Genomic DNA, 18,842 nt, shown 5'->3' with positions numbered 1-18,842 from the left:
GCAAGCTGTTGAAACGGGTGCGCCGCGAAGGCATGGATTAGTCTCATATTATATCGCAAAGCCAGTTCCGATTGGCCTCGATGCGGGTGGCAGGGCATTGGGGCTTCATGAATAATTCCATAGCTCTCATTGGGTTTGGGGAGGCCGGATCAACCTTTGCGCGCGGCGCGCAATGGGGGGATAATGTCAGGGCTTTCGATATCGACCCGTCGCGGCGCGAGGCGATGGATTCGCACGGTGTTATCGCCTGCGACAGTATTGCCGAGGCACTCGATGGCGCCCGGCTTGTTCTGTCGCTGGTTACCGCGGACGCCGCTCCCGAAGTCGCCCGGGCCGCTGCGGCGCTGCTCGGTGAAGGCGCGCTCTTCTGTGACCTGAATTCGGTCGCGCCGGGGACGAAGCGGGCGTCGGCGCAGGCGGTGAACGCAGGCAAGGGGCGCTACGTCGATGTGGCGGTGCTCGCTCCTGTAGAGCCGGCGCGCATGAAAGTTCCGCTGCTCGTATCGGGCGCCGAAGCGGCCAAGGCGCAGGAATTGCTGGGCGAAGCCGGTTTCGCCAATGTGCGCACGGTAGGTGACCACGTCGGCCGCGCATCGGCGATCAAGCTGGTGCGCTCGGTCATGGTGAAGGGGCTCGAGGCCCTGACCGCCGAAATGATGATGGCCGCTCATGCCGAGGGCGTGGCGCAAGAGGTTCTCGCGTCGCTCGATGCCAGCGAGAAGTCGGTCGGTTGGGCCGAAAGGGCCGACTACAATCTGGACCGGATGTTGATCCACGGCCGCCGCCGCGCGGCCGAGATGCAGGAAGCGGCGCAGATGCTGCGTTCGCTGGGAATCGATCCGCTGATGACGGATAATACCGTTAACTGGCAGCGATCGCTCGGGCAGTTGGCGATGACACCGCTTCCCGAAGGTTACGAAGCCAAGCTCGCCGGAATCGCGGCGACTGGCGTATTCACGAGAGGAGATGGGAAATGACGCTCGTCATTGACTGCCACGGTCACTACACGGTTCTGCCCAAAGCGCACGATGAATGGCGTGAAGCCCAGAAAGCCGCATTCAAGGCCGGCGAAACGCCGCCGCCTTATCCCGAGATTTCCGATGACGAGATCCGCGATACGATCGAGCAGAACCAGCTGCGCCTGATCAAGGAACGCGGCGCGGACCTGACGATCTTTTCCCCGCGCGCGTCGGCCATGGCCCACCATGTCGGCGATCAGGATGTCTCCGAGGAATGGGCGCAGCACTGCAATAACCTGATCTACCGCGTCACCAAGCTCTATCCAGAGACTTTCGTGGGCGTGTGCATGTTGCCGCAGAGCCCGAAGGCGGACCTCACGGCCTCGGTCAAGGAACTGCGCCGCTGCGTCGAGGAACTCGGCTTCATCGGCTGCAACCTCAACCCCGATCCGGGCGGTGGCCATTTCGAACATCCGCCGCTGACCGACGAATACTGGTTCCCGATCTACGAAGCGATGTGCGAGCTGGACGTCCCGGCGATGATCCACGTCTCGGGTTCCTGCAATCCGGCGATGCACGCCACAGGCGGATTCTACCTTGCGGCCGATACGGTCGCCTTCATGCAGCTGCTGCAGGGCGACCTGTTCACCCGCTTCCCGAACCTGCGCTTCATCATTCCGCACGGCGGCGGCGCAGTGCCGTTCCACTGGGGCCGCTATCGCGGGCTTGCCGACATGCTCAAGCAGCCCTCGCTCGACCAGCACCTCATGAACAACGTGTTCTTCGACACCTGCGTCTATCACCAGCCGGGCATCAACCTGCTGGCCGAAGTGATCGAGACCAAGAACATCCTGTTTGGCTCGGAAATGGTCGGAGCGGTTCGCGGGATCGATCCGCAGACCGGGCACTATTTCGACGACACCAAGCGCTACGTCGACGCACTGGATATCAGCAACGATCAACGTCACGCCATTTTCGAGGGTAACGCCCGCCGGGTGTTCCCGCGTCTCGACGCGAAACTTAAGGAACGAGGTCTCTAAAGCCATGAGTACCTGGCTAACCAATCAGTGGTACGTCGCTGCCTGGGATGCGGAAGTCGACACCGGACCGCTCTCACGCACGATCTGCGGCGTGCCGATCATGCTTTACCGCAAGCTCGACCGTTCGGTCGTGGCCATGCGCGACGCCTGCCCGCATCGCCTGCTGCCCCTGTCGATGGGCATTCGCGAAGGCGATTCCATCCGCTGCAAGTATCACGGCCTGAAACTCGGTCCGGACGGCGTTGCGGAAGAAATGCCGCTGAAGTCCGAAGCGGTTAACAAGCGCGTGTGTGCCGAAGTCTTCGCGACCGCCGAGAAGCACCGCTTCATCTGGATCTGGATCGGCGAACGGGACAAGGCCGACCCCGCGCTGATTCCCGATCTGTGGCCCTGCAGCACCAAGGGCTGGGTCTTCGACGGCGGCTATTACCCGATCAAATGCGACTACCGCCTGATGATCGACAACCTGATGGACCTCACGCACGAGACTTACGTCCACTCCAGCTCGATCGGGCAGGAAGAGATTCTCGAGGCGCCTCTGGAGTGCCGGGTTGAAGAGGAACGCGTGTTCCTCTCGCGCTGGATGCCGGGGATCGACGCGCCGCCGTTCTGGCGCAATGCGCTCAAGAAGCCCGGGCCGGTCGACCGCTGGCAGATCTGCCAGTTCCTCCTGCCCTCCGCCGTCATGATCGACGTCGGCGTCGCGCCTGTCGATGCAGGTGCCACGCTGGAAGATCACGACCAGGGCGTTCGCGGCATGGTGGTCGACTTCATGACGCCGGAAACCGAGACCAGCCATCACTACTTCTGGGGCATGGCACGCAACTTCGACATCGACGACACCGGCTTCACCGCCAGGTTCAAGGCCCAGCAGGGCGGCGTCTTTGCCGAGGACCGCGAAATTCTCGAGGCACAGCAGGAAGCCATTCTCGCCAATCCGGGCAAGAAGCTGGCTGCATATCGCATCGATGAGGGCGGTGTGCGTGCTAGGCAGATCATCACCCGCAAGATGCGGGCGGAGCAGGAGGCAGATGGATGAGCAAATACAAGGACATCCACGAGTATCTCGATGACTTCGAGGATATCCCCGGCACCCGCGTCTACACGGCGGCGCGGGCTCGTCAGGGCTATCACCTCAACCAGTTCGCGATGAGCCTCATGAAGCCCGAGAACCGCGAGCGGTGGAAAGCTGACGAGCGCGCTTATCTCGACGAATGGCCGATGAGCGAGGAACAAAAGCAGGCGGTGCTCGATCGCGACTACAACCGACTGCTCGATCTTGGCGGGAACATCTACTTCCTTTCCAAGGTTTTCTCCACCGATGGCCTCAGCTTCGTGCAGGCCGTATCGACGATGACCGGAATGAGCGTGGAAGACTATCAGGCGATGATGAATGCCGGTGGCCGCTCGCCCAAGGGCGTTCGCTCCAAGCGGGAAGGAAACTGACATGGCGCGCATTACTGCAGGCGTCGGCTCCAGCCACGTGCCGCTGCTCGGCGTGGCGGCGGACCAGGGCAAGGACCGGGACGCCTACTTCAAGCCGATCTTCGACGGCTATGACTGGACCAGGAAGTGGATTGCGGACGAGGCAAAGCCGGATGTCGTGATCCTTGTCTACAACGATCACGCTTCGGCATTCGACATGAGCATCGTGCCGACTTTCGCCATCGGCTGCGGTGAGCGTTATGCGCCGGCCGACGAAGGCTGGGGCCCGCGCGCAGTGCCCGACGTGATCGGCCACCCGGATCTGGCCTGGCATATCGCCCAGAGCCTCATTCTCGACGAATTCGACATGACGATCATCAACGAGATGGATGTCGATCACGGCCTGACCGTGCCGCTGACGATGATGTACGGTGCGCCGGAGGCATGGCCGGTCAAGGTCATTCCGCTCGCCGTGAATGTCGTCACCTACCCGCCGCCGTCGGGCAACCGCTGCTGGGCACTGGGCGAGGCCATCGCCCGCGCGGTCAACAGCTTTGGCGAGGATCTCAACGTGCAGATCTGGGGCACCGGCGGCATGAGCCACCAGCTCCAGGGCCCGCGCGCCGGCCTTATCAACGCCGAGTGGGACAACAAGTTCATGGACGGTCTCGTCGGCGAGACCCAGGCGCTGCGTTCGATCCCGCACATCGAGTATCTGCGCGAGACCGGGTCCGAAGGGATCGAGATGGTCATGTGGCTGATCATGCGCGGGGCGCTGGGCAGGAGCACCAAGTGCCTGCATCGGCACTACCACGTCCCTTGTTCGAACACCGCCATCGGGCATATCGTGCTTGAACCGGTCGACGGCACGGTTCCGCCAAGTCCCACGCTGGAAGGAAACAACGCCGCAGCGCAGGCGCTGATAAGCTGAAATCACACGAGTATTCCAAGGAGTAATCCCATGCGTATAGCCCTCGTTGGCGCCGGAGCCTTCGGCGAGAAGCACCTTGACGGCCTCAAGAATATCGACGGCGTCGAGATCACATCGATCATCAGCCGGACCGGCGAGCAGGCTGCTGCCGTTGCCGAGAAATACGGTGCCAAGCACAGTTCGACCGAGCTTGCCGACGCGCTTGCACGTGATGACGTCGATGCCGTGATCCTTTGCACCCCCACCCAGATGCACGCCGAACAGGCGATTGCCTGCATGGAAGCTGGCAAGCACGTTCAGGTGGAAATTCCGCTTGCGGACAGCTGGGCGGATGCCCAGGCAGTGGTCAAGAAGCAGCAGGAAACCGGCCTTGTCTGCATGGTGGGCCATACCCGCCGCTTCAACCCCTCTCACCAGTGGGTTAAGAAGCGGATCGAAGCCGGTGAACTGAACATCCAGGCAATGGACGTCGAAACCTACTTCTTCCGTCGCAAGAACATGAATGCAAAGGGCGAACCGCGCAGCTGGACCGACCACCTGCTTTGGCATCACTCGGCCCACACCATCGACATCTTCCAGTACATGACCGGTTCGAAAGTCATTCGCGCCAATGCACTGCAGGGACCCAAGCACCCCGAACTCGGCATTGCCATGGACATGTCGATCCAGATGAAGACGCAAGCCGGCCAGGTTCTCACGCTCTCGCTTTCGTTCAACAACGATGGTCCGCTCGGGACTTTCTTCCGTTACATCGGTGACACCGGTACTTACATCGCGCGCTACGATGACCTGGTGACCGGGCGCGAAGAGCCGATCGATGTTTCGAACGTCGATATCTCGATGAACGGAATCGAACTGCAGGACCGTGAATTCGTCGCTGCCATCCGCGAAGGCCGCGAGCCCAACAGCTCGGTCGGTTCGGTCCTGGATTGCTACCGCGTTATCGGTGAGCTTGCTGCGAGCCTTGAAGAGCAGGACGGTTGGTCCTGATGAAACAGCGCAACCTCGCCGGCAAGGCGCTCAACCCGGTCGGGCTGGGCTGCATGAACGTGGCCTGGGCTTACGGCAACGCGCCGAGCCGCGAGGATGCCCTGGCCCTGTTCCGCCACGCGCTCGACAACGGATGCGATCATTTCGATACGGCCAACATCTACGGCAAGGGCATGTCCGAGGAGATCCTCGGGGAAGCGATCGGCGATCGTCGCAAGGAATTCTTCCTCGCGACGAAGACCGGTATCCTCGTCGATGGTCCGCGTCGTGGGATCGACTGCAGCCCGGAGGCTATAGAGGCTTCGCTCGATGCCAGCCTGAAGCGGCTGCGCACCGATCATGTGGACCTGTTCTACATGCACCGCTTCGACCCCAAGGTTCCCATTGCCGATTCGGTGGGCGCCATGGTGCGGGCGATGGAGGCAGGCAAGATCGGCGCTTACGGCGTTTCGGAATGGTCTGCGGAACATGTCCGCCAGGCCCACGCAGTACACCCGATGGCTGCCGTCCAGACCGAATACTCGCTCTGGACACGCAACGTCGAGCTGGGCGTACTCGAAACGACCCGTGAACTGGGCATTGCCTTCGTCGCCTTCTCCCCGGTCGCACGCGGGGTGCTGGCCGGCGCGGTGAGCGATGTTACGACATTGGCCGAAACCGACCTGCGACGCAGCCACCCGCGTTTCCAGCCCGACGCCTGGGAAAAGAACCTCGTGTTGGTCGAGCGGTTCAATGCCCTTGCCGGTGAAGCCGGACTGGCTCCGGCGCAGCTTGCGCTTGCCTGGGTGCTTTCGCGTTCGGACAATGTCCATGTCATCCCGGGTACCCGCTCGACCGATCACTGGGCGCAGAACAATGCGGCAGGCGGGCTCACGGTCGACACGTCCATTCTCGACCGTGCCGATGCGCTGATCAACCAGCAGACGGTAACCGGGCATCGCTACCCGGAAGTCATGCGCGGGACTATCGATACCGAGGATTATCCCGCCTGAGGGCCAAGCCCATGAATTTGGGGCCCTGAATTTGGGGCCTTGAATTGGGGTCTTCAGCGAGTGAACAAATTGCGGCGGCGGGGTGCGGCCCTGCCGCCGTTTTCATATCGGGCAAGTTCCCCAAGGCACGTGGCCCTCCGGCGGAAGATTACGCAATTGCCGATAGTTGTGCTATGAAAGGTTCATTGTCGATACCGGCACAAGACATGCTGTGGCCCCGTTCGCAAAGGGCCGAAAGTAGCGGGAAATGGGACAGGCAATTGCAAGGTTGATCGGGGTGGGCAGAACGCTCGTCTGCCTCCTGTTGCTTGCCATTCCATTTACCCTCACGATTTCGACAAGTTTCGCGCAAGATCGGCGGCCCACCGCCGTGGTCATGATTGTCGACGGTGCGATCGGGCCAGCTACTGCAGCATATCTTGGTGACGGTTTCGAACAGGCGCGAGAGCAAGGCGCCGAACTGGTCATGATCGAGATGGATACGCCGGGGGGGCTCGACACCTCCATGCGCCAGATCATCCGCGACATTCTCGCGATGCCGATGCCGGTCGTCGTATATGTGCACCCCAGCGGCGCGCGGGCAGCCAGTGCGGGAACCTACATCGCCTATGCTGCCCATATTTCAGCCATGACCCCCGGCACGAACCTGGGCGCGGCCACGCCGATCCAGTTGGGAGCCACGGGCGGCTCGGGCGAAGATCGGGAGGAGGCGAAAGAAAAGCCGCAGCCCGCGAACACCGGAGAGCGCAAGGCGGTGAACGATGCCGTCGCCTACATCCGCTCACTTGCAGAGCTGCGCGGACGCAATGTCGAATGGGCGGAAGAGGCCGTACGCGGCGCAGCCAGCCTCTCGGCCCAATCCGCGCTGGAGAAAAACGTCATAGACCTGATCGCCACTGACCGTGCTTCGCTGCTGAGGCAGATCGACGGCAAGGTCGTGATGATCGGCGGCAAGGCACGGACGATCCGTACTGAGGGGATCAGGATCATCGTGGTGAAGCCCGGCTTCGGCGATCGTGTGCTGGCGACGATTACCGATCCCAATATCGCCCTGATCCTGATGATGGTGGGGGTCTATGGGCTGCTCTTCGAGTTCCTCAATCCCGGCTCCATGGTGCCCGGTACGGTAGGAGCGATCTCGCTTCTCGTTGGCCTTTACGCGCTGGCGGCTTTGCCGGTGGATCTGGCAGGGGGCGCCCTCATCCTCCTCGGCCTTGCCCTGATGGTGGGAGAAGCTTTCGCGCCGTCCTTCGGCATTCTCGGCATCGGCGGCCTTATCGCCTTCGTGCTGGGCGCAGCGCTGCTTATCGATACCGATGTGGCGGCCTTTCAGGTGAGCGCGTCAGTGATTGCCGCATTGGCGGTCGCAGGCGTGTTGGTCATCGGGGTCACGGCGAGGCTGGGCATCCGCGCGCAGCGAATGCGGGTGGAAACCGGAGAGCAGGGCATGATCGGCCTTCATGGCGAAGTGCTCGACTGGGCGGGGCGCTGCGGTCACGTTCTGGCCCATGGAGAACGATGGGTCGCGACCGGCCCGGAAAACCTCGAGTGCGGGGCCCTTGTCGTCGTTGAAGGAATTCGAGGCCTGCAATTGCAGGTTGCCAGGCCGAGTTGAACAGGTCTTTGATCAGGAGGAACATGTAAATGGATATCGCCGGCGATCTGGGGTTCTACGTCCCGCTCCTGTTCATTGTCCTCATATTCCTGTGGTCCGCAATCAAGATCCTGCGCGAGTATGAGCGCGGTGTTGTCTTCACGCTCGGGCGTTTCACATCGGTGAAGGGACCGGGACTGATCATCCTCATCCCCTTCGTGCAGCAGATGGTCCGCACCGACTTGCGGACGGTCGTCCTCGATGTGCCGACGCAGGACGTCATCTCGCGCGACAACGTCTCGGTAAAGGTCAATGCCGTGGTCTATTTCCGCGTGCTCGATCCCAAGAGCGCGATCATTCAGGTGGAGGACTTTATCCAGGCGACCAGCCAGTTGGCCCAGACCACCTTGCGCTCGGTGCTCGGCAAGCACGATCTCGACGAAATGCTGGCCGAGCGCGACAAGCTCAACAGCGATATCCAGGAGATCCTCGACAAGCAGACCGATGCCTGGGGGATCAAGGTCGCCAACGTCGAGATCAAGCATGTCGACATCGACGAATCGATGATCCGCGCGATTGCCCGGCAGGCCGAAGCCGAGCGCGAACGGCGCGCAAAGGTGATCAATGCAGAAGGCGAACAACAGGCGGCGGCCAAGCTGCTGGAAGCCGCCAATATCCTGAGCGCTGCACCTGAAGCGATGCAACTGCGCTATCTCTCGACGCTCAACGTCCTTGCGAACGAGCGCAACAGCTCCACCATTGTCTTCCCCTTCCCGATGAACCTGGGCGACTGGCTCAAGTCGATGAAGGACACGTCGTCATCAGACTGATGGCGCAGTGACCGGCGGTAAACGCGCTCTTTATGCAAGTGCCTGGATTTCTGCCATTTTTTCGCAATTCGCGGGGAAAACCGAGTCCATACCGCTCAATAGCTTAGCGTTTGCCGGGAAAACCGTTTCAGCGGTTTCGGCCCCTGCTTTGGGAGGGGCGGCATGAGTGCAATCATCTCCGATTGTGGCCGCTACCGTTACCGCCTGGAGCGTGACGGGCCGGGCGAGGGCGCGACGGCCATCATCATGGTGAACCCGTCCACCGCCGATGCTGAGCAGGACGATGCGACGATCCGAAAGCTGCGCGGATTCGGTGAGCGCCACCGGTGGGGCAGGCTGATCGTCGGGAACCTGTTCGCATATCGCGCAACAGACGTTCGCCAGCTTGGTAAGGTCCGTGATCCCATAGGCCCGGAGAATGATGACCATCTCACCCGCATCCTTGCGGAATGCGATCAGGTAATCTGCGCGTGGGGGCCGATTTCCAAGCAGCCGAAATATCAGCGCACCCGCTTCATAAACGTCCTGTCGCTGATCAACGGCGCGTGCCTTGACCCAAAGAGCATTGGACCTGCCGCCAAATGCGGCCACCCGAAGCATCCCCTGATGTTGCCCTACGACAGCCCGATCGAACCATGGAGTGCGCCATGACGGCACCGGTACCAAAATCGGGTCTAAGTCGGCCCATCCTGCGCCTCTCGCTGCTGAAAGTGCGAGTCTCGCGCAACGACGCATCAATGCCTTGCATATTTTCTGCTGAAAGCGGGGAGGGGGCTCTCCATGCGTGATTGGCAGAACGACGCGCCGAAGATGATCGCGGCAATCCACGCGGACATGCCCGGCTGCACTCCAGATGATCTACGCAAAGCGCTGCGCAAGAAGGCGTGGGAATTCCACTGCGGAACCTCATGGGGCAAGCGCGTCTGGTCGAAGCACTGTCGGATCTATCTGGCGAAGCTCACTGGCAACGGTGCCTATCGCGGCGATGGCCGCGCCACTCAGTGGCCTGACGACATCATCTTCCCGTTTCGTGAAGAAGCCGGCGAGCCCCAACCCAACGAAAGGAACGCGTGATGGCTGATCGCGAAACCACGCCGCTTCGCCTGCGAGACTATCTCGCCTTTGCGTGGATGAAGGTTTTCGGGACGGTCTGCTATTTGATCGTGCTCCCGCTTCCCATTCCGTTAGACAAGCCTGGAACTCTGCGCTGGCGCGTCATGGCATGGCTTTGGGGCTGGGCCTACGTCTCAGGCCAACCGATGACTGTCGAGAGTTATCGCGACGGGCGATCCATGATCAACGAAAGGAACGCGTGATGGAAAAAGAGCCAATCGGTATTAAGACCCTCATTGCCTTACTGAAGACCGCGCAGCAGGACGCTACCGTCTATCTTGATTTTGCCGGTTTTGCGCGCCCAACAAAGATCGAATCATACCGGGGTTATTACGACCGCCCGGCCCTTGGTTTCGCGCTCGGAGGATATTCCGGCTCAGACCATAGCAGTGAAACCAGGGTGAGCGAACTTCTCAAGGAACTGGATCTCGGAATCAGCGACAGCTTTTGTGGGTGGAAGGGTGGAACATATCGCTACAGCGGGGACGAGACGCTGTTTGTAGACAATAGCGGGGACGCTAGTGGGATCGTTGTTACCGGTATAGCCGATGAGGGTTGTCGCGTCACTATTACGACTGCGTACTCGCCTGATGCCTACTGACCCCCACCGAAGGAAACACATAATGGAACCGAGCAAGGCCGCGATGGAGCGGGCGAATGAACTTATCCGGGAGATCACACCGGAGAATGTGCTTACCTGCCACAAGGTGGATCCGCAAAATGATTACGTCGACGACGCGTTCTGTCGGTACATCGACACCGTTGACCGTGTGGCGCGGGAGGCATTTGAGGAAGCGGATGCATTCGTTAGGCCGCTCTTGAAGCGCCTTACGCTCCCCGATGAGCCGGACCCGCTGGCAGAGGCGCTAGAACTCACGCAGGTTCATTTCTCATCAGAAGATAATGCTGCCGCCCTCCGCGCCGCCCTCACCGCAGCCGGTTACGAGATAGTCAAGAAGGATGATGGGCGATGAGTGATTTCAAGCACTGCGACGACTATATCGACGATCCTGACGCGCCGGAATGTCTGCGCAAGTTTCTGGACCATGCCCGATCACCCGGTCATGGCGCCCTGCGCGACGATCCTCGCCCAAAGCTCTTTGCAGATTACGGTGGGAAGCGTGTTCGTGTCTTGATGGCCTCACGCTTCGGTGACGTTGGCATAACCGCCGATCTGAACGCTGAGTATGGCTACGACGCGCGGGTGCCTGTGGAAGTCCTGAGTAATTTCGGAGACCATCCATGACCGAAGAACTAAACGCTGAGACGCTGCGGCAGTTGCATGAGGCGGCGACGCAGGAGGAAGATAATGCACGGTACTACGGCGGTCCTCCATCGAAGCATCGGCCTCATGGATCAGCCTTAATCGACTACCTCCGCAACAGCGTCCCCGCCATCCTCACCCTCCTATCCACAAACGAACAGATGGCCGAGAGGGTGGCGAAGCTGGAGGGGGCTTTGCGCCTAGCCCGTCCAGTTGTCGAAGCGGACTTGTGCGAGGCCAGAGAGCATTCTGACGCGGATTGGGAGGGTATGTCCTACGAAGCGTTGAGCGCCATCGACGCAGCCCTTGGAGATAACGATGCCTGAGACGATGAAGCTGGAACCGTGCCCGTTTTGTCAAGGGACGCACGTCTGTTTGCAATCGAACGTCGGAGCGCGTTGCACTTCAGACCATGCTTGGGTGGCCTGCAACATTTGCGGGGCTGATGGCCCGGAGTGCGCTAGTGAGGCCGAAGCTGTCGCGGCATGGAACCGCAGGCCAGCGCAACAGAGTGAGCCTGTCGCGTGGATGTATAGTGGGCCGGAATGCTTAACCAACGTCTTCCTGCGGCAACAATCCCTTGGATACGTAAGGGCGGAAGTTGAGACACCCCTCTACGCCCGCCCCCCTGCCGATCACGAATTAACACCAACGACCGTTGATGCTCGTGAGACTTCGGATGATGAGGTGGAGGTTGGTAAGTTCTCCGCAAACGAAACGGCATTATTGGCTTCGTCTGTCATCATCGGGAGGGCACTCGCTAGCCACGACGAAGCTATCCGGACGGCAACCGGCTTTGAAGGCATCGAGCGGGCCGCTGATGAGGAGGATCGGATCATGGCCGAGCTACCTTCACTTTTACGGCTTTGCGAGCTAGTCGCCAATGATGCGGTTGATCAGCGCGCCGCCATTTTCGCAATGAAGCGGGATCGGACCGGGCGAGGGGCTATCGTGGCTTGGTTGCGGGGCGTCCTGACAATGGACCGTTGCTGCAAGAATACGATCAACCAATGCGCAGACGCCATCGAACGCGGCCAGCACATGGGGAGCGGGAAAGATGACTGATATTGTGGAGCGGCTGCGTCGAACCTATCCATTCATCATGGATCCAGTCAGCCTAAAACCGTCTTTACGCAATCCAGACGGACCGGAGGCCGCCGACGAAATCACCCGCCTACGCAAGCACGCTGAGGCGATGGCGGAGTGTATCGAAAAGGTCTCTCGCTACGGAACCTTTATGAAAGATACTGAGGGTTTTCGTGAATGTGTTAAGGACGCTGTGCATACTTACGACGCCTACCGCGCCGACTACCCAGAAGGAGGTGAGAGCAATGGTTAAGGTGACGGAGGAGGACAGGGAGGCAGCATGGCCCCATCGTCCATCATGCTACCAGATGCATGACCGAACAGACTGGATGGCGGGGAAATACGACAAAGCTGCCCCGGTCATTCGGGACTTCGCCGCCCATCGTGAAGCTGCCAGAGCAAAAGCGCTGGAGGAAGCGGCGGCGGAGGTTGATCAGCGGCAGGAAGAATGGGCCGCAGTTCGAGGCAAGGGTGCGCGAAGGATCTCTGTGAGTTCGTCTTACACCGATGGCGCGTTGAGTGAGGCAGAGGTTATCGCCACCGCCATCCGCAATATCAAGGAAGGGTGAGGGATGGAACCTGAGCCACACGATGCACACGTAACGTTGGCGCATGAGACGTTCCGTGCCGCTGGCTTCTCCATAGCGGCGATGCAGTACAAGAGGCCGCATGAAGCGCTGGCAGCGTTGAAGCGGTTTAACGGTCTGCCAGATGACGCCAAGGTTCCTTTCGCATGGAACTTTCACCCGAACTCATGGTGCCGCGATAGGTGGATCGATACGGGAAGATTGGTGTGATGAACCTGCGAGAGAAGGTGGCGCAAGCCATATGCGATGCGGCGCCAGCGAGATTGGAAGCAGAGTTCCTGCCGATAGATGCACCATTTCTCGCAGACGCAGCCATACGCACGGTACTTGAGGCGCTGAAAGAGCCAACGCCGTTAGCAGTTTTGTGCGGCGAGAGGGCCTGTGACTTTGATCTTTATTCACCTGAGGTCAGGGCCGTCTGGCAAGCAATGCTCGATCAAGCCATCCGCGAACACGCCATGGATGAGCTTATCGCCGGGGATGCGGATTTGATCGCGGGAAGGGATGGTTGAGAGGCTATCCCAACCTAGACGAAGGCGCAGGCGGGTTGCCGCCACTCTACACAGTCAAGGCCGCTGTGGCGTCGAAAGGCCTATTTCCCGAACTGCGCGATGAAAAAAGGCCCGGACAATGCCGGGCCCAAGTGCAGGTACTGGGCCGAAGCGAAAGGAGCAGGGTCTGCGATCCTTCGTCGACAGCGCGCAATGTAGATCATTTTTCTCGACCTTTCAGCCTATTTATTTCCATTCACCCAGCCGGCCGGATAGTGCTGTCCTCATGAGCGCGCGCACTGAATTCTTCACCCTCCTGGCACTAAGCCTGTTCGCCATAGCTGGATGGATCTTCGCCTGATGCCCTTACTCCTCACCGCCGCGGCAGCCTGCATCGCCTACGTCCACGACGGCGACACCGTGCGCCTCTGCGATGGCGAGCGGATCCGGGTGGAGAACATCGACGCGCCGGAGCTCAGCGGGTCCTCGCGCTGTTCCGCGCAGTCACGCCAGCGCCTGGCCGGCTTGAACAATCCGCCATGGTGCGACTTCGCGCTGGGCGAACAATCGCGCGATGCCCTTGCGGATTTCCTCTCGCGCGGTCCAGTGACCGTGTCACGAAACGGCACCGATCGGTACGGCCGGACGCTCGCCACCCTGTCGGTCAATGGTCGGGACGCCGGCAGTTATCTCGTGTCGCTGGGACTGGCTCGCGTCTGGCGGTGAGCGGGCGAACCTGTATTCCACAGGCTTGAGATCGGGAAAATTTGGAAAGCCGCTTTCCGAGTGGCATTAAGAGTGGGAACGGTGAGCGGCGCGATCATCCTTGTGGAAGGGATGAAAGGACTACCAGGCCGGTGCGCTCACCGTTCCCCCGGCATCGGGCTTGAATCCTTACCGGTTCGGAAATCTTATTCCGATTCGCCGTCCGGTGGGAGACGTTCTTGGAACATATGCACAGCCCCGTCCCCCGCGTATCTCGTGGCCCGCTGTGATGGATTGCGGAACAGACGCGGAACAAATATCTTGCCGCGATGACCTATCTCTCCCGATTCTCAAGCATGTCCGACGACGATCTAGCTGACGAAGCCCAGCGCCGCTTTGATCGCGTGAAGGAATCGACCAGCGCCGACATGGGCCTGATCGAATTGCGCAACATCATGCCTGAGTTGATCGGCCGGCTACGAAAGCATGCTGACACGATGCGGGATATCGTCGAGATCCCTGAGTACGATCTCAGCGATCCGGCGCACGTGCAGATGATGCTACGGCAGGCCGGGAAGGCTTAGCCCTCAGACTTCGGCCACGCCTCGACGGTTCGATGATGGCGGCCGGCGCACTCGCCGTAGAGCGAGATTATCGTATTCTCCCAGATCGATCGCTCAGGGTCGATCAGCGGAACCGGGCCCAGCGGCAGTGCCGGGCAGTCCTGGTGCAGGTTCGCCTGCAGCTCTGGCGTTGGCGGAACGGACGGCGTCGTTGAGCACCCCGCGCACATCATCGCCAACAGCGCAATCGGCAGGCACCGGCCGGTCGCGATAGATCTCGCGGATCGTGCTTTCGCGCACGTTGGTTTGCACTCGTGCATCTTCTCGCTCCTGCTCATAGGCCTGCGCCGCGGCGTCGATCGTTGCGCGCTGCTTCTCAACCAACTCGGTCGCCTTCTTGATTCCGGCGAGGACTTCGCTGTCCCGCTTCCAGTCGCGGGCCGTCCAGCCGCCCCAGGCGCCAACGAGGGCAGCTGCTGCAGCGCCGCCGAGGCACCAGCTGATGGGGATAGGGTTCATTCTCCATCGTCCTTGATAGAGGCGGGATCATCCTTGCCGAACTGCAACTCGCGGTCGCCCCACCTGGCGCGCAGCCAGTCGGCACCGAAGACGATCAGCCCCAAGATCACGGCAAACCATGCGACGAGCGCGGAGTTGAACCGCATTTGCTCCTGGATCAGATCGAAGAGCGGCCGGTACGCCTCGCCCTGAGCAACAGCGCGGCGGGCGAAATAGGTGTAGATGAAGTTCTGCCCGGAAAGGCAGATCATTCCGCCGATCATGGCGAGCGAGAACAGCGCGCGCATTTGCTGGCGCGTCAGGTTCACCAAGACTGTCAGGGCGGAGACGACAGCCCGCAGCGGATGGCCGAGCCAGTGCAGGAACTCGCGGACCGTCATCGCATCGCGCTCGCCAGCTTCTTGTGATAGTCGAACCGCTCGTAGGCGGGACCGTTGTAGCGGCGCGCGAATGCGCGGCAGTCCTCGGGATCGCTGCTCAAGGCGCGCAGCTCGTCAGCCAGCCCAAAGGCCTCGATGTATCGGCTGAGCAGATCATAGTGCGCGGCCTCGCTCTCCACCGTCGATACGGCCAGCGCGAACGGGCTTTCATAGCCGAGCTTTGACCAGTGCAGGCCGAGCACCTGAAACTTGCCCCACGAGCACGAGGAAAAAGCCGCGTCTGGGTCTTTGGCGCAGGCGAGCAGGAGTTTACCCCAACTGTCCTCGGAATATCCGCCCCCCGTAGCCTGGCTAAAGGATGACGGCGACCATCGGCCTCCGGTCTGCCTGTGGAACAGATGGCGCTCGAACAGCATCTTGGGCCGTCCGCGATCGTCGAATCCGCCGCCCGCGCTCTCGACCTTGGCGACGGCAGCGAGCTGCTTGGCCGAGCAGTGTAGCCGGGAAGCGAAGCTGATCAGATCCGCGCTGTTCACGGCCGGCGCGGCAGTATTGGTAAAGCGTGCGATCAGCGCGGCGCGGCTCTTGGGACCGAACATTCCATCGGCTGCAACGCCAAGTCTCGACTGCAGGGCGCGAACGTCCATCATTTCGACCTTTCTCTAATCGACAGGACCTCAGCTGCTTGCTCGGTCGCGATGCGCTGCCGGGCATCACCGTATCCCTGCATCATCGCCTCGAGGTGTTTGTTGCGAGCCTCGGCGACGGCGTGCTGTTCCTTGCATTCGGACAGCTCTTGCTCGACGTGGTCGAGCCGCTTCGTTAGTGCATCGATCCTATCTTCGAGGCCTTTGATCAGCTTGTCCGTACTTGCGTCGAGCCGGTCGGCCCTCTTGTCCATTCGTCCCCCGAAGTATTCGATAATCCACCGCGCGGCGCTGCCCAGAGCCCGCATGATGCCGATGGCGAGCACGCCGCCTGCACCAAGCCCGACGCCCATCGGCAGCGTTGTCGACGCAAGAGAGGCAAGGTCAGGCATTATTCACCACCTTGCTTCCACCACGCATGCCCACAAGGTCTTGCTGAGCGTCCTTGTGGGCGGTCATGTTGGCATAACCCTGCGCGGCCAAACAGCGGTGTTGCCGCCGACATGAAACGAGCCGTCCTCGTTGATCTTGGAAACGCGATAAGTGCCCGCAGGAACGATACAGCCCGCCTCGTAGCGCAGAGTTACAGGATCTCCGACTTTCATAGCCCACTCCATGCCCACGTCGGTGCCACCGAATATGTTAGCTTGATCGTCGAGCCCGCGGGGACCAGGTAGCCGGTGTTCGTCGCTTGCAACACGCCAGCGCCGCCAATCTCGACATTGGCCGTCAGCGTCCCACCAGCCAGATAGACCATGACATCTTGCCCGGACAGATTGGTAACCGCCGTTCCAGATGCCGGAACACTCGGGGGTGTGATATAGCCGACCGGGTTGAAGCCTGGGCAATCTTTGATGACGGCATTCGCAGCCGAGGCATTAGCGAGATTTCTGACCGAGCCGGCCGAGTTGTAGCGAAGCTCCACTCCTTGCGCCTGCACAAACTGTGCGCCCGCGGCTATGTCGATGCCGTAGTCAGTATTGCCTTCGGAACTACCACCAGAAACATTCACGCGCGCCGCGCCCGCACCAATCCGAATGCCTGATCCAGCGCCACCCTTACCGTTTGCACTGAATGCCTGCCTGCCAGAGCCAGTCATACAGCCATCAATCGCTATACGTAGGCCGTATTCCAGGAAAATGCCGTGCCCGTTATTGGAAGTGGCAAAGCAGCCAATGAGCCGCAGGCCATCGACATTGTTCGAGGTTACATGGAAGCCCGCAGCAGTCGTGTTGACGCCGGTGTCTCCCTGCGTACAACCCCAGCATCCTGTGTAAACGCTTTCGTAACAGTGATTGATACGCCAGTTCGTATTGCCGCTGGTGTCGCCAATGCAGTTCGTGAAGAAGTGGAACGTATTACCCAGCGTCGTCCCATCGGTGTCGATGTTCCAGGCATGACGGGCGTTTCCATAGGCCGTGACACCAGTCCAGTAGAGGCCCGCGCTGTCCTCGATGTAAATGCCGTCCGTTCCGTTGGCATCTGAGCGGCCGCCCAGCCACGTAAAATCGAGGCAGTCCCGGAAATACGTCCCCAACGCCAGACAATCCTGCGCCGCCAAATTGTAAGCGTAGGACTGCACCACTGCATCGAATTTAAGACCATCCGTCAACGCACCGGGAAATTGGTAAGCATAGACGTTGCTAAAAACGCAGTTCGACATCGACTGGACGTAAAGTCCGCAGTTGCTGGTGCTGGCTGTTACCGACGCTGATTGCCCGAAGATCATGTCGCGAACGCCGCAGCGATAGTGCTGCGTCAACCCATCACCTATTTTGATGGCTGCATCATTAGCCTGACCATTGATGATGCGCGCTCGACCATGCCCAACACCGCGCAGGATAATATTATCCGCGACAATATCGACACGACTTTCAAGTAGATAGTCACCCGCAGGAAAGTCAAGAAATCCACCACCTGCGGCAATTAGTGCAGTAACCGCCGCCAAAACCGCCGTGCTGGCATCGATAGCACCGGTATTGTCTGCGCCAAAATCCGTGACCGACACGGATATTTCCCGTAGCTTTGCCTCCAGGGATCGCAGAACAGCGCCCACCCCAGCCTGAGCAAAGCCGATGATCGCTGTTCCGGCAGAAGATAGGATCTTGCTGACGAACACTTGTAAGTTCGAGAAAATCGAGCCACTTTCACCGTCATCGACAGCTACAAGCGCCGCACCCTTGCCGGGATCAGTGGAGGCAAGTTCCGGCCTCAATAGATCGTCGCCACTTGTGCTTTCGGCGAGTACCACGGAACCATCGATCGGGCTAAATCCGAGAAATTTCCCGTATCTCTCGGATGCTGGCGGAAGAGTAGTTTCTGTCTCGCCGAATGGGAATTTCAGTCCACGATCAACTTCACGCTTTAACACCTGATCGCGCAATGCAGAGCGATCATATCCCTCGTTTACCGGCTCTGCGAGCCAGGCGGAACCATTTTCGAATGAGAGGCCCTGAGTGAATTCCGGATCAAGCAGGATGACAAGTGACAGTCCTACATCCGGCGCTACATCAAACGATACAGAGCCGCCGCCGCCAGCCGTGATGCTGACTGAATATGTTCCCGCATCGACGGCGGCTCCATCTGCATCCCGCACTAACACGGCCACTTCCGCGGCGCTTGGCGCCGTGAACGTGAACGGAAATACCGTCGTCGCACCATTCGCCAGGTACGGCCCTGAAAAAGCGTTTGTGGTGGATACTGCCATCTATAGCCTCGCCTCGTTG

Annotated in this window: 28 protein-coding genes and 1 pseudogene; 23 read left to right on the top strand and 6 right to left on the bottom strand. The window is 60.4% G+C overall.

Annotated elements, in window-relative coordinates:
• Window positions 1–107: 107 nt before the first annotated feature.
• From J3474_RS10845 to J3474_RS10740, 23 genes and pseudogenes are all read left to right on the top strand, one after another.
• Window positions 108–977, top strand: a complete 870-nt coding sequence (locus J3474_RS10845) for an NAD(P)-dependent oxidoreductase (RefSeq protein WP_207094186.1) — start codon at window positions 108–110, stop codon at window positions 975–977.
• Window positions 974–1,999, top strand: a complete 1,026-nt coding sequence (locus J3474_RS10840) for an amidohydrolase family protein (protein ID WP_207094185.1) — start codon at window positions 974–976, stop codon at window positions 1,997–1,999. The genes J3474_RS10845 and J3474_RS10840 overlap by 4 nt, the downstream gene beginning before the upstream one ends.
• A 4-nt stretch (window positions 2,000–2,003) precedes the next feature.
• A complete protein-coding gene (locus J3474_RS10835; RefSeq protein ID WP_207094184.1) occupies window positions 2,004–3,038 on the top strand; it encodes an aromatic ring-hydroxylating dioxygenase subunit alpha in 1,035 nt (344 codons plus the stop codon).
• Entirely contained in the window at window positions 3,035–3,445 is a 411-nt protein-coding gene (ligA, locus tag J3474_RS10830; protein WP_207094183.1) for a protocatechuate 4,5-dioxygenase subunit alpha, read from the top strand. The genes J3474_RS10835 and ligA overlap by 4 nt, the downstream gene beginning before the upstream one ends.
• A gap of 1 nt (window position 3,446) precedes the next feature.
• Complete coding sequence (locus tag J3474_RS10825) at window positions 3,447–4,355, top strand: class III extradiol dioxygenase subunit beta (RefSeq protein WP_207094182.1); 909 nt, start codon at window positions 3,447–3,449, stop codon at window positions 4,353–4,355.
• 30 nt (window positions 4,356–4,385) lie between these two features.
• Window positions 4,386–5,345 (top strand): Gfo/Idh/MocA family oxidoreductase, encoded by a 960-nt coding sequence (locus J3474_RS10820; RefSeq protein ID WP_013837111.1) that lies wholly within the window; start codon window positions 4,386–4,388, stop codon window positions 5,343–5,345.
• On the top strand, window positions 5,345–6,337 hold the full coding sequence (locus J3474_RS10815; protein ID WP_013837112.1) for an aldo/keto reductase: 993 nt from the start codon (window positions 5,345–5,347) through the stop codon (window positions 6,335–6,337). The genes J3474_RS10820 and J3474_RS10815 overlap by 1 nt, the downstream gene beginning before the upstream one ends.
• A 277-nt stretch (window positions 6,338–6,614) precedes the next feature.
• Window positions 6,615–7,952: a nodulation protein NfeD gene (locus J3474_RS10810; RefSeq protein WP_242528345.1), complete on the top strand. Its 1,338-nt coding sequence runs from the start codon at window positions 6,615–6,617 to the stop codon at window positions 7,950–7,952.
• A 29-nt stretch (window positions 7,953–7,981) separates the two neighbouring features.
• Window positions 7,982–8,761, top strand: coding sequence for a slipin family protein (locus J3474_RS10805; protein WP_013837114.1), 780 nt, complete (start codon window positions 7,982–7,984; stop codon window positions 8,759–8,761).
• Between the two features lie 162 nt (window positions 8,762–8,923).
• Window positions 8,924–9,412, top strand: a complete 489-nt coding sequence (locus J3474_RS10800; RefSeq protein WP_207094180.1) for a DUF1643 domain-containing protein — start codon at window positions 8,924–8,926, stop codon at window positions 9,410–9,412.
• A gap of 129 nt (window positions 9,413–9,541) precedes the next feature.
• Window positions 9,542–9,835 (top strand): hypothetical protein, encoded by a 294-nt coding sequence (locus J3474_RS10795; protein WP_207094179.1) that lies wholly within the window; start codon window positions 9,542–9,544, stop codon window positions 9,833–9,835.
• Entirely contained in the window at window positions 9,835–10,077 is a 243-nt protein-coding gene (locus J3474_RS10790; RefSeq protein ID WP_207094178.1) for a hypothetical protein, read from the top strand. The genes J3474_RS10795 and J3474_RS10790 overlap by 1 nt, the downstream gene beginning before the upstream one ends.
• Window positions 10,077–10,475, top strand: coding sequence for a hypothetical protein (locus tag J3474_RS10785; RefSeq protein ID WP_207094177.1), 399 nt, complete (start codon window positions 10,077–10,079; stop codon window positions 10,473–10,475). Before J3474_RS10790 ends, J3474_RS10785 begins: the two co-directional genes overlap by 1 nt.
• A gap of 22 nt (window positions 10,476–10,497) precedes the next feature.
• Complete coding sequence (locus tag J3474_RS10780; protein ID WP_207094176.1) at window positions 10,498–10,848, top strand: hypothetical protein; 351 nt, start codon at window positions 10,498–10,500, stop codon at window positions 10,846–10,848.
• Window positions 10,845–11,120: a hypothetical protein gene (locus J3474_RS10775; RefSeq protein WP_207094175.1), complete on the top strand. Its 276-nt coding sequence runs from the start codon at window positions 10,845–10,847 to the stop codon at window positions 11,118–11,120. The genes J3474_RS10780 and J3474_RS10775 overlap by 4 nt, the downstream gene beginning before the upstream one ends.
• On the top strand, window positions 11,117–11,464 hold the full coding sequence (locus J3474_RS10770; protein ID WP_207094174.1) for a hypothetical protein: 348 nt from the start codon (window positions 11,117–11,119) through the stop codon (window positions 11,462–11,464). The genes J3474_RS10775 and J3474_RS10770 overlap by 4 nt, the downstream gene beginning before the upstream one ends.
• A pseudogene (locus tag J3474_RS23015) lies at window positions 11,457–11,624 on the top strand (hypothetical protein); the annotation flags it as partial. The gene J3474_RS10770 and the pseudogene J3474_RS23015, both read left to right, overlap by 8 nt.
• 42 nt (window positions 11,625–11,666) lie before the next feature.
• Window positions 11,667–12,203, top strand: coding sequence for a hypothetical protein (locus J3474_RS10765; protein WP_242528344.1), 537 nt, complete (start codon window positions 11,667–11,669; stop codon window positions 12,201–12,203).
• Window positions 12,196–12,477, top strand: coding sequence for a hypothetical protein (locus J3474_RS10760; RefSeq protein ID WP_207094172.1), 282 nt, complete (start codon window positions 12,196–12,198; stop codon window positions 12,475–12,477). The genes J3474_RS10765 and J3474_RS10760 overlap by 8 nt, the downstream gene beginning before the upstream one ends.
• Window positions 12,470–12,793, top strand: a complete 324-nt coding sequence (locus J3474_RS10755; RefSeq protein WP_207094171.1) for a hypothetical protein — start codon at window positions 12,470–12,472, stop codon at window positions 12,791–12,793. Before J3474_RS10760 ends, J3474_RS10755 begins: the two co-directional genes overlap by 8 nt.
• Before the next feature lie 227 nt (window positions 12,794–13,020).
• On the top strand, window positions 13,021–13,323 hold the full coding sequence (locus tag J3474_RS10750) for a hypothetical protein (RefSeq protein WP_207094170.1): 303 nt from the start codon (window positions 13,021–13,023) through the stop codon (window positions 13,321–13,323).
• Between the two features lie 339 nt (window positions 13,324–13,662).
• A complete protein-coding gene (locus J3474_RS10745) occupies window positions 13,663–14,028 on the top strand; it encodes a thermonuclease family protein (RefSeq protein ID WP_207094169.1) in 366 nt (121 codons plus the stop codon).
• Window positions 14,029–14,363: 335 nt separating this feature from the next.
• On the top strand, window positions 14,364–14,591 hold the full coding sequence (locus tag J3474_RS10740; protein WP_207094168.1) for a hypothetical protein: 228 nt from the start codon (window positions 14,364–14,366) through the stop codon (window positions 14,589–14,591).
• Window positions 14,592–14,684: 93 nt separating this feature from the next.
• Here J3474_RS10740 and J3474_RS10735 read toward each other — a convergent pair whose 3' ends face one another.
• From J3474_RS10735 to J3474_RS10710, 6 genes are all read right to left on the bottom strand, one after another.
• Window positions 14,685–15,089, bottom strand: a complete 405-nt coding sequence (locus J3474_RS10735; RefSeq protein WP_207094167.1) for a hypothetical protein — start codon at window positions 15,087–15,089, stop codon at window positions 14,685–14,687.
• On the bottom strand, window positions 15,086–15,469 hold the full coding sequence (locus tag J3474_RS10730) for a hypothetical protein (RefSeq protein ID WP_207094166.1): 384 nt from the start codon (window positions 15,467–15,469) through the stop codon (window positions 15,086–15,088). Before J3474_RS10730 ends, J3474_RS10735 begins: the two co-directional genes overlap by 4 nt.
• Window positions 15,466–16,116, bottom strand: coding sequence for an N-acetylmuramidase domain-containing protein (locus J3474_RS10725; protein WP_207094165.1), 651 nt, complete (start codon window positions 16,114–16,116; stop codon window positions 15,466–15,468). Before J3474_RS10725 ends, J3474_RS10730 begins: the two co-directional genes overlap by 4 nt.
• Window positions 16,116–16,508, bottom strand: a complete 393-nt coding sequence (locus J3474_RS10720) for a hypothetical protein (protein WP_007011268.1) — start codon at window positions 16,506–16,508, stop codon at window positions 16,116–16,118. The genes J3474_RS10725 and J3474_RS10720 overlap by 1 nt, the downstream gene beginning before the upstream one ends.
• 63 nt (window positions 16,509–16,571) lie before the next feature.
• Complete coding sequence (locus J3474_RS10715) at window positions 16,572–16,721, bottom strand: hypothetical protein (RefSeq protein WP_207094164.1); 150 nt, start codon at window positions 16,719–16,721, stop codon at window positions 16,572–16,574.
• Window positions 16,718–18,823 (bottom strand): hypothetical protein, encoded by a 2,106-nt coding sequence (locus tag J3474_RS10710; protein WP_207094163.1) that lies wholly within the window; start codon window positions 18,821–18,823, stop codon window positions 16,718–16,720. The genes J3474_RS10715 and J3474_RS10710 overlap by 4 nt, the downstream gene beginning before the upstream one ends.
• Between the last annotated feature and the right edge of the window lie 19 nt (window positions 18,824–18,842).

This window comes from Novosphingobium sp. PY1, assembly GCF_017312445.1.
In the GTDB taxonomy this organism is placed as follows: domain Bacteria; phylum Pseudomonadota; class Alphaproteobacteria; order Sphingomonadales; family Sphingomonadaceae; genus Novosphingobium.
This window is presented reverse-complemented; position numbering and strand designations above follow the sequence as displayed.

Coding starts and splice junctions, on each gene's coding strand:
- J3474_RS10845 (WP_207094186.1), top strand. CDS start 108: ATGAATAATTCCATAGCTCTCATTGGGTTTGGGGAGGCCGGATCAACC.
- J3474_RS10840 (WP_207094185.1), top strand. CDS start 974: ATGACGCTCGTCATTGACTGCCACGGTCACTACACGGTTCTGCCCAAA.
- J3474_RS10835 (WP_207094184.1), top strand. CDS start 2,004: ATGAGTACCTGGCTAACCAATCAGTGGTACGTCGCTGCCTGGGATGCG.
- ligA (WP_207094183.1), top strand. CDS start 3,035: ATGAGCAAATACAAGGACATCCACGAGTATCTCGATGACTTCGAGGAT.
- J3474_RS10825 (WP_207094182.1), top strand. CDS start 3,447: ATGGCGCGCATTACTGCAGGCGTCGGCTCCAGCCACGTGCCGCTGCTC.
- J3474_RS10820 (WP_013837111.1), top strand. CDS start 4,386: ATGCGTATAGCCCTCGTTGGCGCCGGAGCCTTCGGCGAGAAGCACCTT.
- J3474_RS10815 (WP_013837112.1), top strand. CDS start 5,345: ATGAAACAGCGCAACCTCGCCGGCAAGGCGCTCAACCCGGTCGGGCTG.
- J3474_RS10805 (WP_013837114.1), top strand. CDS start 7,982: ATGGATATCGCCGGCGATCTGGGGTTCTACGTCCCGCTCCTGTTCATT.
- J3474_RS10800 (WP_207094180.1), top strand. CDS start 8,924: ATGAGTGCAATCATCTCCGATTGTGGCCGCTACCGTTACCGCCTGGAG.
- J3474_RS10795 (WP_207094179.1), top strand. CDS start 9,542: ATGCGTGATTGGCAGAACGACGCGCCGAAGATGATCGCGGCAATCCAC.
- J3474_RS10790 (WP_207094178.1), top strand. CDS start 9,835: ATGGCTGATCGCGAAACCACGCCGCTTCGCCTGCGAGACTATCTCGCC.
- J3474_RS10785 (WP_207094177.1), top strand. CDS start 10,077: ATGGAAAAAGAGCCAATCGGTATTAAGACCCTCATTGCCTTACTGAAG.
- J3474_RS10780 (WP_207094176.1), top strand. CDS start 10,498: ATGGAACCGAGCAAGGCCGCGATGGAGCGGGCGAATGAACTTATCCGG.
- J3474_RS10775 (WP_207094175.1), top strand. CDS start 10,845: ATGAGTGATTTCAAGCACTGCGACGACTATATCGACGATCCTGACGCG.
- J3474_RS10770 (WP_207094174.1), top strand. CDS start 11,117: ATGACCGAAGAACTAAACGCTGAGACGCTGCGGCAGTTGCATGAGGCG.
- J3474_RS10765 (WP_242528344.1), top strand. CDS start 11,667: ATGTATAGTGGGCCGGAATGCTTAACCAACGTCTTCCTGCGGCAACAA.
- J3474_RS10760 (WP_207094172.1), top strand. CDS start 12,196: ATGACTGATATTGTGGAGCGGCTGCGTCGAACCTATCCATTCATCATG.
- J3474_RS10755 (WP_207094171.1), top strand. CDS start 12,470: ATGGTTAAGGTGACGGAGGAGGACAGGGAGGCAGCATGGCCCCATCGT.
- J3474_RS10750 (WP_207094170.1), top strand. CDS start 13,021: ATGAACCTGCGAGAGAAGGTGGCGCAAGCCATATGCGATGCGGCGCCA.
- J3474_RS10745 (WP_207094169.1), top strand. CDS start 13,663: ATGCCCTTACTCCTCACCGCCGCGGCAGCCTGCATCGCCTACGTCCAC.
- J3474_RS10740 (WP_207094168.1), top strand. CDS start 14,364: ATGTCCGACGACGATCTAGCTGACGAAGCCCAGCGCCGCTTTGATCGC.
- J3474_RS10735 (WP_207094167.1), bottom strand. CDS start 15,089: ATGAACCCTATCCCCATCAGCTGGTGCCTCGGCGGCGCTGCAGCAGCT.
- J3474_RS10730 (WP_207094166.1), bottom strand. CDS start 15,469: ATGACGGTCCGCGAGTTCCTGCACTGGCTCGGCCATCCGCTGCGGGCT.
- J3474_RS10725 (WP_207094165.1), bottom strand. CDS start 16,116: ATGGACGTTCGCGCCCTGCAGTCGAGACTTGGCGTTGCAGCCGATGGA.
- J3474_RS10720 (WP_007011268.1), bottom strand. CDS start 16,508: ATGCCTGACCTTGCCTCTCTTGCGTCGACAACGCTGCCGATGGGCGTC.
- J3474_RS10715 (WP_207094164.1), bottom strand. CDS start 16,721: ATGAAAGTCGGAGATCCTGTAACTCTGCGCTACGAGGCGGGCTGTATC.
- J3474_RS10710 (WP_207094163.1), bottom strand. CDS start 18,823: ATGGCAGTATCCACCACAAACGCTTTTTCAGGGCCGTACCTGGCGAAT.